This is a genomic window from Bacillus sp. SH7-1, assembly GCF_008042405.1.
Lineage (GTDB): Bacteria > Bacillota > Bacilli > Bacillales > Bacillaceae_G > Bacillus_A > Bacillus_A thuringiensis_N.
The window spans coordinates 45,957-59,546 of the sequence record NZ_QNUD01000027.1; the positions used below are offsets into that span (position 1 = coordinate 45,957).

Sequence of the window (13,590 nt, forward strand, 5' to 3'; positions counted from 1 at the left end):
AAATTTCCTCTTTCAAAATAAAAAAGTTTCTTCCTATTAAGAAGAAACTTTTTAGGACTACTTCATAGAAATAGTCGCCTCTACTGGATAATGATCAGAGTAATCATTATATGTATAATTTTTGAGCCATGATGTAACAGTCCACTGTGAAGATTTCGGTTGTAATACTTTATTCTCTATAAATGATGGATTCGCATGATCTTTACTTGCAATAATATAATCTAAATACTCAGCAGGGCTATCAGGGAAATTGTATTTCGCAATACTGTTTGTCGTCGCATCCCAAGTTGCTGCATGTCCCGTATAAGATGGAATTGAAGCATGTAATGTTTTAAACATTGATGCGTACTCTGAGTCACTATTGTTCTCAGCATTTACTTTATTCACGTTCATATCACCACCAAATAGGACATACTCGTCATTTGGTATATTCTTATTTTCAATAAAATCTTGAATTTCTTTTAACTGGTTTGTACGTACAGATGCAGGTGAAGTTTTTCCGCACATACTATCCTCAGCCTGCAAATGCGTCCCAATCACATGAACGAAACGATCATTTTTCTTAATTTTTGTGTATACAAATCCTTTATTTGATAAATTATCTGGTCCGCATCCGTTTGCAAATACATATTGAACCTTTTCAATGATTGGCCATTTGCTCACGATTGCAACGCCCCCGTCTTCAGGAGTTGAAGATGAATAGCTACCTAACGTTTTATCCCATTCGTTTCCGTTACTACGACCTAATACAGCTGTTTGATTTGGATATTCTTTCTTCAAATTTCCTAAAAGACGATCTGAAGCGCTATTATCAAACACTTCATTTAATATAACAACATCCTGATTTTTAATATAATCCGCTGCCCCGATTAAATCAGCACGCTGGCTTTGCCCCCAGTTCGGATATAAGTTAGTTGATAGCATGTATACATTATGTGTCATCACTTTTAAAGTACTATTTTGATTTGTAGTCGTGTCTGCTTGAGCTGAAGGTCCTCCGTATAAAACTCCTAAACCAATCCCAAAGCTAAGTACACCTTTTAGCAATTTACCTTTCACGTTCCATACCTCCATGTGTATAGTGATAAAAAGGCCAAATACTCTATTATGAGATTTGACCTTTTTTAAATACTTAACGAGCTCCGTACGTATCAAACCAAAGCTGAATGTATCCAGCAGTAACACGTTGTGCATCCATTAATCGCTTACCTGTCATTGGTGTAACTTCAGCGCGCCATTTATCTGCATATTCTTGTGATACAGCTGCTTTTACGAACCAATCTTTCGTATTATCATTTACAATTCCAGCGTAATCTTGTTTCGCTGCTACTGCCGCTCCATGAATCCAATCTTCTGGATTTGTACCCTTCCAGTTCCAATATCCATTTCCATCCGTTACTTTATAATTATCTTTTATCGTATCTACAAAGTTTTCATATTTAGAATGGAATCCTTGTGGGTACGAAAGATTTGTAAAGTTTGCTGCATGCATCGGTTGGTTTACATCTCCTAAATAATGAAGAGATAATCCTAAATAGAAGAATGCTTGTTTCATATCTTTATTTTTGTATGACTCACCAGCTAATTTAAAATATTTAGCCCCAGTTTCTTTTGCCTGCTTTGCAAATGGAATATATGTTTTTCCATTGTCTGGATCATAGAAATGTGAAGCAAATGTGCTATTATCATAATAAGGATTTTCATAGTCAGCAGCATAAATACCGTTCTCTAACTCTGTACGCCATTCATTTAATTGTGCAACTCGATCTTGTTTTACAAATGTTGTATTGCGAGACATAATATCAATGGCACGGTTTACAATCCATAAATGAGAGTTTACGCCTTCTTTATGCTTATCTTCAGCAGACCAGCGATGAACTATTTTTATTTTACTTCCCCCATCATTTTCATGAGCAAATGCAACACTTTGTAACGGAGCTACTAATGTAATAGCTGCTGCTAAAGCAAGTACTTTCTTTTTCATCTGAAATCCTCCATTTTATAATTGAATTATTGTAAACTTTTTGTTAGGATCCTATGATGTCGTCCGGTTAACCTATGACTAGAATATCCCACCTTTCACGAAATATCTATTAATAAATTAAAATATGCAGATTTTCATATCATTATAACTTTATACATAGTGAATATAATGAATGAATGCACTTATATTGTAATATAGTATTGTTAAGCTTCTGCAAATACTTGTCTAAACTAATGTAAAAAAGAGTAAAGCATCCACATGCTTTACTCTTTTTTTCTCTTCGATAGTATACTTGGCAGCTGTACGTTCACTGCCAACTTATGTATAAATCCAAACACTAATCCGATCCCTATAAATATGTATAATATCGTAAATATCTTTCCGAAGCCAGTTTGAGGACTAAATTGCCCATCACCGACAGTAGTCAGCGTTACAACGCTAAAATATAAAGCATCAAGAGGACGTAACCCCTCCACTGTACTATAAAAGATTGTACCAGATATTAATGTCAAAATTGTTAATACGAATAATACTTGAAATTCTTTATCTTTCCACGCCCGTAAACAAGCTTTTAGCATCCGTTTCAATGTCAACATAAATGAAAGCATTAGACTTCCCCTTCCAAACAAAATACCTTTAGTTACAGGAAAGTCTATCACCTTTCTGTATAGAAAAAAAGTAGCCCTCTTCTATTTCTAGAAAAGAGCTACTTTTTACTATTCTATATTATTTAGGTGAAACAAGAATTTTCACTTGTGTTTTATCTTTTACAAGTGCTTCAAATCCTTCTTCAACAACTTGATCCACTGTGATTTTTTTCGTAATTAATTTCTCAGCTTGAATTTGGCCAGAGCTAATTAATTTAATAACAGCTGGGAAAATATGACGGTATCCAAGAATACCTATAACTTCTTTTTCTTTTAATACAAGGTTGTTTGGAGTAATTGTCGCATCTTTTTCCCACACACTAACAATTACAGTTTGACCTTCGAAACTTGTGCTTTCGATTGCTTGGCGAAGTACAACTTCAACACCTGTTACTTCAAAGCTCACATTTACACCTAAACCATTAGTTAAGTTGCGAATTTCAGCTAATACATCTTGAGTCGCTGGATTTAATACGTAATCCGCACCTGCTAATTTCGCTAATTCTTGACGCTCTTTAGAAAGTTCAACTGCAATAACAGGAGTTGCTCCTGCTGCTTTTGCTGCCTGGATAACAAGAAGTCCAATTGGACCACACCCAAATACTGCTACAGCTTCCCCTTCTTTTAATTTACTTTGACGTACTGCATGAACTGCTACAGCTGCTGGTTCTACAAGTGCACCTTGTTCATACGTCATTTCATCTGGAATATGGTGAACCATATCTTCTGGTACTACTGTATATTCAGAGAAACCGCCGCCTTCTCCGCCAAGACCGTGGAAAACAAGTTGTTCACAAACATTGTAATGTCCATGTTTACAAGCTTCACATTTACCACAAGAATAAATTGGTTCTACAACGACGCGGTCTCCCACTTTATGAGATGTAACGCCTTCACCGATTTCAACTACCTCACCGCTAAACTCATGACCTAAAATAACCGGTGCTTTTACATGTGTTAATGGATGCTCTTCTGTTGGAATAAAAATAGGTCCTGCTAAATATTCATGCAGGTCTGTCCCACAGATACCACACCATTTAACTTTAATCTTAACTGCTCCTGGTTTTACAGTTGGTTCTGGTACTTCTTCTACTCTTACATCACGTTGATTATGCCAAAGTAATGCTTTCATTTTATACATCCCTCTCTATGTATATACTTAACCTGGTGAAGTTTACAAATCTATTATAATACTTCTATCCATATATTTCAAAAAAACAATCTTATTTCCACTAAATTTTAACAAATAATGTTCAATATTTTGTCACTTTGTACTTTTTTCCACATCTGTTAATTCAATTTCATTGCGGTTGAAATTAGCATTATGCCATAATAGCATAGGAGAGGTGAATATCGCTTGAAATATTTTATTTACTTTATTGTTATCGTAGCGTTTCTAGATACATTTTCACAATTACCTATTATGAGTACGTTCGCTCAAAGTCTTGGAGGATCCCCTCTTATTATTGGGCTAGTTGTCGGCATGTACTCATTTGCTAATATGATCGGTAATATTATTGCTGGCGCTGCTGTCGATAAATTTGGTGCAAAAAAAATACTTTATATAAGCATGGGGCTTACGAGTTTCATAGTCTTGTTATACACCGTTGTTCAAAGTGGTGAACAACTATTAGTTGTGCGCTTTATGCACGGCTTTAGTGACGGATTTTTAATTCCTGCTGCCTTTACATTTTTATCAAAACAAACAAATGCAGCAAGACAAGGTAAGGCAATGGCTCTATCTGGTGCTGCTGTTGGAACAGCGGCAATTGTAGGACCTGCTTTCAGCGGGATTATGAAAGCAACTGCTGGTATAGAGTGGGTGTTCATTACCATTTCTATTTTAATGGTTCTTGGTACAATCGTATCTCTCTTCTTCTTACCAAATAACGTATCAAGAAAAGATACTTCAAGAACACAAATGATGAACAAAGAAGATATGTTTGAACTATTGAAATCAGAACCGTTATTACAGGCATATATTGGTGCTTTCACACTAATGTTTTCACAAGGAATTGTCACTTATATGTTACCAGTGAAAGTTGAGGCATTAGCACTTAAAGCATCTACAACAGGCATGATGTTAAGTGTATTCGGCATTACCGCTATCCTCTTCTTCTTACTGCCAACAAATCGTATTTACGATCGGTTTAATCGTTCAAAACTAATGCTAATTGGTATTGCAGTAATGGCATTAGCATTATCTTTACTTGGATTATTCGCAACAAAAGGTATGCTCTTTATCGTTATGATGGTTTATGGCATTGGATTCGCTATCCTTTTCCCATCAATAAATGCATTACTTGTTGAAAATACGACAGATGATAAGCGCGGAAAAGCATTCGGATTGTTTTATGCTTTCTTCTCATTAGGTGTTGTTGCTGGATCCTTTACAGTTGGAGCAATCGGGGCATCACCTAGCGTCAGCTTCGTTATCGGAAGTGCATTCTTAGTAACATTTGCTGGAATGATTTATGTCCGAAGCAAAGTAAAAGACAAAAGTAAAGTAAAAAAGACAATGATAAGCTAATTCCATCATTGTCTTTTTTTCGCCTAATATATTACTTTTGTGTATAACCAAGTAATACTGTAAATAACCTTATGTATAAAATCAATACTACCTTCTTCCTTTAAAAAAGAAACTGAATAAATACCAACAGTACTTCGACAATTTCCTCGGAAATATTTCCTTTCCCTACATAATTTGATACACTACATGTAAACAGACACTTGTATTACATAAACTAAAATAATAACTTACTGTACAAATTCAAAAGCACATTCTTCATATGAAGAATGTGCTTTTCTGTTATTAACGTTTAATCCAAACAGCGCCTGCTGATTTATCCTCTGCTTGTCCAACAACTTGGAATTTAAGTCCGAGGTTTGGAACTTTTCTTCCTGCGTCTGCAATTTGTTTGTTACTATATACTTTTGAATCATCAAAAGTTGTAACACCTTGTAATCCAGAATAGTTAAACTGTCCACGTGTTAATGAATTTACACTCCATGCTGGTGTTTGATCAAACGAAAATGCAGCGTCCGCAATTTGCATACCTGTATTACCGTACGCTGGCTTCCCATTTAAATTACCAACAAACGCTTCTGGATGAGAGTCTACAACCCCAAGGAAGCCTTCACCTGGATGCACCCCAACCCAGTTATCTTTAAAGCTATCATCTGCATACCAAACGACAAGACCTGTATTATACACTGGACCTTTTCCTGCTTTTAATCCATTATCTGATCCCGCATAGTTTCTCCACTCTAAGTAGTAATAATGAGCTTTTTTCTCTGTCCCATCAGAAACAACGAATCCATTTAACTGCATTTTAGATGTTCCTTCTGCATCATCAGAAAATACTACTTGTCCATCAACAGTTACATTTACATTATCCATCGCGAAACCTTTATATGTTACAGCTGGATCTGTAATATAATCGAATTGCAGTTTCACTTTTTTTCCTTTAAATTGACTTAAGTCATATGATTTATCAACCCATTTTCCATCTGTTGTATCTTTATCTCCTTGGACTACTTTTTCTCCAAGTCTATCAATTAATGTTTTCGTTCCATCTTCTGTTACTGCATGCACTTCAACAAAATCGCACTCTGCTTCTAACTCATAATTTGCTTTATAATCGAATTTTGCATTTGTTCCTTTTGTTAAATCTAAGAACGGTGTTTCTAATGTTGTATGCATATCATCGCCTCTTGTACTATAATATGCATGCTTTCCAAACTCTGGTTTAATCGTTTCAACACTTTTACCTGGTAAGTTAACACGTACAACGCCTGGACGATTTGATTTCGTAACACTTTGATCAATATATGTAGGAACTCCTACACCACGCTTAATTTTATCGTAATCTACTTCTAAAATTTTCGCCCAGTTACCACCCATATTCTTTTGTAAGAAATCTTTATTTTGTGGTGAGAAACTAGTTGGCTCTGTTCCTGCAATTTTTCCTGTCCAACTTCCTCCACTCATTAGTGACCAAGCTTCGACAGGTGAACCAGTTCCAGTATATTTCGTATCATATTCATCTGGTAAGCCAAGGTCATGTCCAAATTCATGCGCAAATACACCTACTGCTCCATCTTCTGGTTCAATTGTGTAATCATGTGCTGCTACTTTTCCACCAAAGTAATCTACCTTTGATTTTGTCCCTTCAATCGCTACTGGATCTATTGCTAATTTTGAACGATGTGACCAAATTGCATCATCGCCTAATTTCCCACCACCAGCTTCTTGACCCACACCAGCATGGATCACCATTAAATGATCAATTACACCGTCAGGCTCATTTGGATTCCCATCACCATTAGTATCATATCTATCAAACTGATCAAATTGAGATAAATCTAACCCTTTCTCAGCAGCGGCATGTAAAGCTTCTTTCACTAAATCACGTGCGCCTTTTGGACCTTTGTTATCATGACCACTGCTACCATCAGCTCCATAATCAGATGCTTTTCCTGGAACAGTTAGCCACTCCGTTACATATCCGTCTGTCGTATAACTACCACCAGACTGCTCTTCGTAATATTGTTTAAATGTTTTTACTTTCGAACCATCAAATAATGTGTATGGTTCATTACCAAATAACATCTTTTGATAATGCTCTCTACTAAAGTCATTCGAATACATATACCCTGGCGTTTGATCAATATTATTATGTTTATAATCACTAAATTCAACGAGTAATACTAATACTTTATCATTTCGAACAGATCCCTTATACGGTGCTTGCTTTGCTTTAGATGTTGGAACTTGCCCATTCAATTGTTTCTTATTTGGTTCAGGCTTTTGCTCAGGGCTAACATTTTTTTCAGGTTTCTTTACATTCTCCTTTTCTTCCATTTTTTTCTCTTTTACTTTTTTCACGAAATCAGATGCCTCTTTAGCAGTATCGGCTGGAAGAATTTCTTTATTTGCCTGGTCCCCTTGTTTCTTTTCAATATATTTCTCTACTGCCTTTTTTGTCTCTTCTTTAGAAGATGCTGGATTAATTGTTCCTCTTTCTTTCAGAGCTTCCGCTAAACGATCTTCTTGAATTAAATTGTAATCAATTGGTGTTGTAGATACATTGTCTTTCTCTTTTGCTGGCGTTTCTGCGTATGCTAATGGAGCACTCATTACAGATGTGCATCCGATAATTGCCGCAATTGCTAATGACGATAACACTTTAAATGGCGCTTTTCTTCTCATTCCATTTCTCTCCCTTTATAAAACTTAAAATTCAGATAAATAGTTGCGTTTTTGTCGAAATCCCTGTTTACTACCTCCCTATATAAAAAGGCATAATTCTATAAACATTAAGCTTTCTGTTATAGAATCATGCCCTCCAGTTTTCTGGTCAGACCCTCTATCTGTTTATCCCTTGGGTCAACTAATAATCAGTGTGGTGATGAACAAAGCCCCCACTGATTAACGTTTCACTTTATATCGAAATATGAAAAATAAAGAGTTATGTGATATATATTAAATATCTTATATAACAAATTTAAAAGACAATATGCAAAATTGCATGAAAATTCTTTTAAATAAAAAAGAATCCTAGTCAATTAAACTAGGATTCTTGATTTTCTATTATTTCTCTTGTGTTTTTTCCCAATCAGCTAAGAATTTCTCAATTCCTTGATCTGTTAATGGGTGCTTCACTAATGAAGCAATTACGTTTGCTGGGATTGTTGCAATATGTGCACCGTTTAATGCTGCATCAGTTACGTGAACGCTGTGACGTACAGATGCTGCAATGATTTCTGTTTCGATGCCATGAATTGCAAAGATTTCTGCGATTTGACGAATTAAATCCATACCGTTATGACCGATATCATCTAAACGACCTAAGAATGGTGAAACATATGTTGCACCAGCGCGAGCTGCAAGTAATGCTTGAACTGCTGAGAATACTAATGTAACGTTTGTACGAATTCCTAAATCAGAGAACGCTTTTACTGCTTTTAAACCTTCTGTTGTCATTGGAACTTTTACAACAACGTTTGGAGCAATCTTCGCTAATTCTTTTCCTTCTTCAATCATTTTATCAGCTTCTAAGCTAATTACTTCTGCACTTACAGGTCCTTCTATAAAGCTGCAAATTTCACGAATACGCTCATGGAAATCTACGCCTTCTTTTGCTACAAGTGATGGGTTTGTCGTTACTCCAGCTACTACGCCTAATGCATTTGCCTCTTTAATTTCGTTAATGTTTGCTGTATCAATAAAAAATTTCATTTGTTATTCTTCCTTCCTAATTTTCATTTTATATTTATTTATTTTTCTTAATAAGCTCTAATTCAATCGGAATAGATTTGTCCACTTTTTTACCTTGTGTTATCTCTTTTGCTGTTTGCATCGCCTTCTCTCCGATTAATTCCGGTTTTTGAGCGACTGTTGCAGCCATACGCCCATCGTTAACCGCTTTCACAGCATCTTCTGTTGCATCAAATCCAACAACTACTACATCTGTTTTTCCAGCAGACTTCAATGCTTCAAGTGCACCTAATGCCATCTCGTCGTTATGCGCAAACACGGCTTTAATATCACCATTTGCTTGCAAAATGTTTTCCATAACAGATAATCCTTTCGCTCTATCAAAATCAGCCGCTTGTTTGGCAACTACTTTTAAAGACTTATCGGCTACGTTATGGAATCCTTTCCCACGTTCACGAGCAGCAGACGATCCAGGGATTCCTTCTAACTCAGCAACGTTTGCTCCTTCGCCAACTAATTCACGAATGTAATCACTAGCCATTTGACCACCTTCGATATTATTAGATGCAATGTGAGAAACAACCTTACCTGAATTCGCAACGCGGTCTACTGTAATAACAGGAACATTTGCTGCATTTGCCGCACTTACCGCTGAAGCAACAGCATCTGAATCGGTCGGATTAATAACAACTACATCGACACCCTTTTGAATTAAATCTTCAACATCGTTCGTTTGCTTCGCTGCATCATTTTGCGCATCAACAGCAATCAATTCGATGCCGCTATCTTTCGCTTTCTTTTCTGCACCCTTTTTCAAAGTTACAAAGAAGGGATTATTTAAAGTTGAAACAGAGAATCCAACTTTAATAGTTTTATTTCGACCTTTATCGCTAGAATCCTTTGCCCATTCTGGTGGTTCCATTGAACAACCAGCAGTAATGACCATAATACATGCAACGAGTATAAGTAACCATTTCTTCATGAACTGTCCCTCCATTACGCTTCTTTTCGGCGATCAATTAATACAGCTAGTAAGATTACAAGTCCTTTTACAACTTGTTGGAAGAAAGAAGATACACCTAATAAATTTAAACCGTTATTTAGTACACCGATAATTAGTACACCGATGAATGTACCAACAATCCATCCTCTTCCCCCAGAAAGACTTGTTCCACCTAATACAACTGCTGCAATTGCATCTAATTCGTAAGAAGTACCTGCAGTCGGCTGTGCAGAATCTAGTCGTGATGTTAAGACAATACCTGCAAGCGCTGCCAAAATTCCGGAAAGACCGTAAATCATTACTTTAATTCTCGTAACATTAATACCTGATAGTGCTGCTGCTTCTTCATTTCCACCAATTGCAAATGTACGGCGACCAAATGTCGTTTTCTTCAAAATGAAGTACAGTACTGCGAAAGCGATCATCATTGTAACAGCTGGTACCGGAATACCGAGAAAATAACCGCGGCCAAACATTTGGAACATTAAATGATCACCAAGACCAGTGATCGGACGTCCGTCCATATAAACAAGCGTCAACCCACGAAAAATAGTCATTGTTGCTAACGTCGCAATAAATGGAGCTACTTTTCCTTTCGCAATGATGATACCGTTTACAATTCCCATTACAAGACCTGCTAATAATCCAACTGCCATTGCAAGAAACGGATCCATGCCACTTGCCATCATTCCAGCAACAAGTGCACTTGATAATGCTAAAATAGAACCTACCGATAAGTCAATACCCCCTGTTAAAATTACGAAGGTCATTCCGAATGCAATAAGCGCATTAATCGATACTTGACGCAGTATATTAAATAAATTTGGAATTTCAATAAACGCTGGATTTAAAGCTGTAATTACGACGATAATTAATACTAAACCGATTAAAGAACCGAGTTGTTGTAATACATTCCCCTTCTTAGCCATCCTTACTCTCCCCCTGTAGCTAGTGCCATAATAGACTCTTGTGATGCCTCATCTTTCCCTAAAATGCCGCCGACTTTTCCTTCATGAATAACAAGAACTCGATCACTCATCCCTAAAACTTCCGGAAGCTCAGATGATACCATAATAACGGCATCGCCTTGCTCTGTAAGCTTATTCATAATAGAGTAAATTTCTTTTTTCGCTCCAACATCAACACCTCTTGTTGGCTCATCTAAAATGAGTAATTGCGGATGAATGCCTAACCATTTTGCGATTACAATCTTTTGCTGATTTCCACCAGAAAGAGATTTCACTGCCTGCTCTCCGCTAGATGCTTTCACATTAAGTAGCTTCATCATGTCTGCCGTAAACTGTTGTTCTAGTTCATTACTTAAGACACTTCCCTTTGAAAGACTTTCTAAATTCGGTAAGGCTAAATTTTCTCGAATTGAGAAATCTAATACTAACCCTTCAGATTTTCTATCCTCTGTAATGAATGCAATTCTTTGTCTAATCGCATCTATTGGACTATCAATCTTTACTTCTTGTCCATTTATAAAAATTTGGCCAGAATCTAAAGGTTCGTATCCAAATATTGCTTTCATAATATCTGTACGGCCAGCTCCCATCAAACCAGCAACACCAAGGATTTCACCTTTTCTAACTTGAAACGAAACCTTTTCAAACTTCCCTTTTTTTGTTCCATTACGCATTTCAAAAATAACATCGCCAATTTGACTATTTCGTTCTGGGTAACGTTCACCAATGCTCCGCCCCACCATCATACTAACTACTTCATCAAACGATGTTTCCGGAATTAATCTCTTTCCCACATATTCCCCATCACGTAAAATCGTAATGGCATCACATATTGAAAAAATTTCTTCCATTCGGTGTGAAATATAAACGAACGAAACGCCTTCTTTACGTAATTTATTAATGACAGTAAACAACGTTTCAATTTCACGATCTGTTAATGCAGCTGTTGGTTCATCCATAATAATAACGCTCGCGTTTGTCATTAACGCTTTCGCAATTTCGATAATTTGCTGTTGTCCAACCGATAACTCTCCTGCCAACATAGCGCCTTTTACATGTAACCCTAACTCCGCTAGTTGCTGCTGCGCAATCGCGTTCATTTGACGCGTACGTAAAATACCTGTCTTTCCATACATTAACTCTTTACCGAGAAACATATTTTCAGCTACTGTTAAGTTCGATAATATGTTCAATTCTTGATGTATAAATGCAATACCGTACTCTTCAGCTTCTTTCGCATTTTTAAAAGTTCGTTCTTGTCCATCAATCGTGATTGTTCCACCATCTTTTTTGTATACACCTGTTAAAATCTTCATGAGCGTTGATTTACCCGCTCCATTTTCCCCCATCAATGCATGGACTTCTCCTGTTTCAATCATAAATTGTGCATTCTTCAAAACAGGATTGCCATTGAACGCCTTTGAAATATTTTTCATTTCAATACGCATTCTCATCACTTCCCTTTATTAAAAAATCACGCCTGCATGTAAAATTACATTTGCATAAGGAGTAGCCTCTCCTGTACGAATAATCGCCTTCGCTTTCTTTGTATGCTCTTTAAATTGTTCATGAGATACATATTCAAATGCTGGCTCTATTAATTTCAGCTCAATCTCTTTATTTACTTCTGCATTATTGTTAATGACTTCTTCTGCTAACGTTACTTTTTCAATTGCCATATCATCAGCTACCACTTGCAATACGTCTAAAAAGCTAGGTTTTCCAATCTCAACAGCTAAATCAATTCGTTTTACTCCGTCAGGAATCGGTAACCCGCAGTCTGCGATTACAATTGTATCTGTATGTCCAAGTGAAGCAAGGACTGATGCAATCTCACTGTTTAATACACCATGCTTTTTCATCCGACAATCACCTGCACTTCACGTACTTTATCTCTCGTTGGCATGCCGCCTTGCGCCCCAAGCTTCGTTACAGAAAGACCACCAGCAATATTTGCAAAACGAATTGCTTTTTGAAGTGTTTCTCCTTCAGAAAGCGCAACTGCTAATGCACCATTAAATGTATCACCAGCTCCAGTCGTATCTACTACATCAACAGCAATGCTAGGAACATGTACAATCTCCGTGCCATTATGGAAACGAACACCGTTAGAACCTTCTGTCATCAATAGTTTGTTTGGATATTTAGCCAGTAACTCTTCAATTGGTGATGTGAAATCATCTAATACGATGCGGCACTCATGTTCATTTGGCGTAATATAAGTTGCCTTTTCTAAAATATCTTCTGATAACACTTGTGCTGGCGCTGGATTTAACATAACTGGAATATTATGCTCCTCACAAATAGCCAATACATATTCCACTGTTTCAAGTGGAATCTCTAGTTGAAGAACAACCATATCTGCTTTTATAAGAAGATCTTTTGAACGATCTACAACCGGCTCATTTACAAGAGCATTCGCCCCTTGCACAACAACAATACTGTTATCCTCTTCTGCTAAAACGATATGAGCAATTCCTGTCGCCGTATCTGTAACCGGTACCACATAGTCGATAAAAACACGTTCGTTCTCTAAATTTTTCTTAACTACAGTTCCATAATTATCGTCTCCTACCGCACCAACCATCGCTACATTTGCGCCTAATCTAGCTGCAGCAACCGCTTGGTTGGCTCCTTTCCCTCCTGGAATTGTATGAAATGCTTCACCAATTACTGTTTCCCCTGCTTTCGGACGTTTTTTTGAAACGGCCACTAAGTCCATTGAAATACTACCTACTACTGCAATATTTGGCATCTGTTTCATCTCC

Annotated in this window: 12 protein-coding genes; 1 reads left to right on the plus strand and 11 read right to left on the minus strand. The window is 36.8% G+C overall.

Going from position 1 to position 13,590, the window contains the following annotated elements:
* Positions 1–57 precede the first annotated feature (57 nt).
* The 4 genes from sph to bdhA form a co-directional block, all read right to left on the minus strand.
* The gene (gene sph, locus DN390_RS20980) at positions 58–1,074 is read right to left on the minus strand and encodes a sphingomyelinase C (protein WP_255444105.1); all 1,017 of its coding nucleotides are present in this window, start codon (positions 1,072–1,074) and stop codon (positions 58–60) included.
* Positions 1,075–1,132: 58 nt separating this feature from the next.
* Positions 1,133–1,984 carry a phospholipase CerA gene (gene cerA / locus DN390_RS20985; protein WP_147808329.1) on the minus strand — a complete coding sequence of 284 codons (852 nt, stop codon included), beginning with the start codon at positions 1,982–1,984 and terminating at the stop codon, positions 1,133–1,135.
* A 263-nt stretch (positions 1,985–2,247) separates the two neighbouring features.
* Positions 2,248–2,592, minus strand: a complete 345-nt coding sequence (locus tag DN390_RS20990; protein ID WP_147808330.1) for a potassium channel family protein — start codon at positions 2,590–2,592, stop codon at positions 2,248–2,250.
* A 118-nt stretch (positions 2,593–2,710) separates the two neighbouring features.
* Positions 2,711–3,763 carry a (R,R)-butanediol dehydrogenase gene (gene bdhA / locus DN390_RS20995; RefSeq protein WP_033691573.1) on the minus strand — a complete coding sequence of 351 codons (1,053 nt, stop codon included), beginning with the start codon at positions 3,761–3,763 and terminating at the stop codon, positions 2,711–2,713.
* A 225-nt stretch (positions 3,764–3,988) separates the two neighbouring features.
* On the opposite strand from bdhA, the gene DN390_RS21000 reads away from it, so the two are divergent.
* Positions 3,989–5,161, plus strand: coding sequence for an MFS transporter (locus DN390_RS21000; RefSeq protein ID WP_147808331.1), 1,173 nt, complete (start codon positions 3,989–3,991; stop codon positions 5,159–5,161).
* Positions 5,162–5,443: 282 nt separating this feature from the next.
* On the opposite strand, the gene inhA2 is transcribed toward DN390_RS21000, so the two are convergent.
* The 7 genes from inhA2 to rbsK form a co-directional block, all read right to left on the minus strand.
* Entirely contained in the window at positions 5,444–7,843 is a 2,400-nt protein-coding gene (gene inhA2 / locus DN390_RS21005) for a M6 family metalloprotease immune inhibitor InhA2 (protein WP_147808332.1), read from the minus strand.
* 381 nt (positions 7,844–8,224) lie between these two features.
* Positions 8,225–8,872: a fructose-6-phosphate aldolase gene (gene fsa / locus DN390_RS21010; protein WP_000667666.1), complete on the minus strand. Its 648-nt coding sequence runs from the start codon at positions 8,870–8,872 to the stop codon at positions 8,225–8,227.
* 34 nt (positions 8,873–8,906) lie between these two features.
* The gene (gene rbsB, locus DN390_RS21015; RefSeq protein WP_000758975.1) at positions 8,907–9,833 is read right to left on the minus strand and encodes a ribose ABC transporter substrate-binding protein RbsB; all 927 of its coding nucleotides are present in this window, start codon (positions 9,831–9,833) and stop codon (positions 8,907–8,909) included.
* A 14-nt stretch (positions 9,834–9,847) separates the two neighbouring features.
* Positions 9,848–10,783, minus strand: a complete 936-nt coding sequence (locus DN390_RS21020; protein ID WP_001074641.1) for an ABC transporter permease subunit — start codon at positions 10,781–10,783, stop codon at positions 9,848–9,850.
* A gap of 2 nt (positions 10,784–10,785) precedes the next feature.
* Entirely contained in the window at positions 10,786–12,270 is a 1,485-nt protein-coding gene (gene rbsA / locus DN390_RS21025; RefSeq protein WP_147808333.1) for a ribose ABC transporter ATP-binding protein RbsA, read from the minus strand.
* An 18-nt stretch (positions 12,271–12,288) separates the two neighbouring features.
* Positions 12,289–12,684 carry a D-ribose pyranase gene (rbsD, locus tag DN390_RS21030; RefSeq protein ID WP_000716160.1) on the minus strand — a complete coding sequence of 132 codons (396 nt, stop codon included), beginning with the start codon at positions 12,682–12,684 and terminating at the stop codon, positions 12,289–12,291.
* Positions 12,681–13,577, minus strand: a complete 897-nt coding sequence (rbsK, locus tag DN390_RS21035) for a ribokinase (protein WP_097950472.1) — start codon at positions 13,575–13,577, stop codon at positions 12,681–12,683. The genes rbsD and rbsK overlap by 4 nt, the downstream gene beginning before the upstream one ends.
* Between the last annotated feature and the right edge of the window lie 13 nt (positions 13,578–13,590).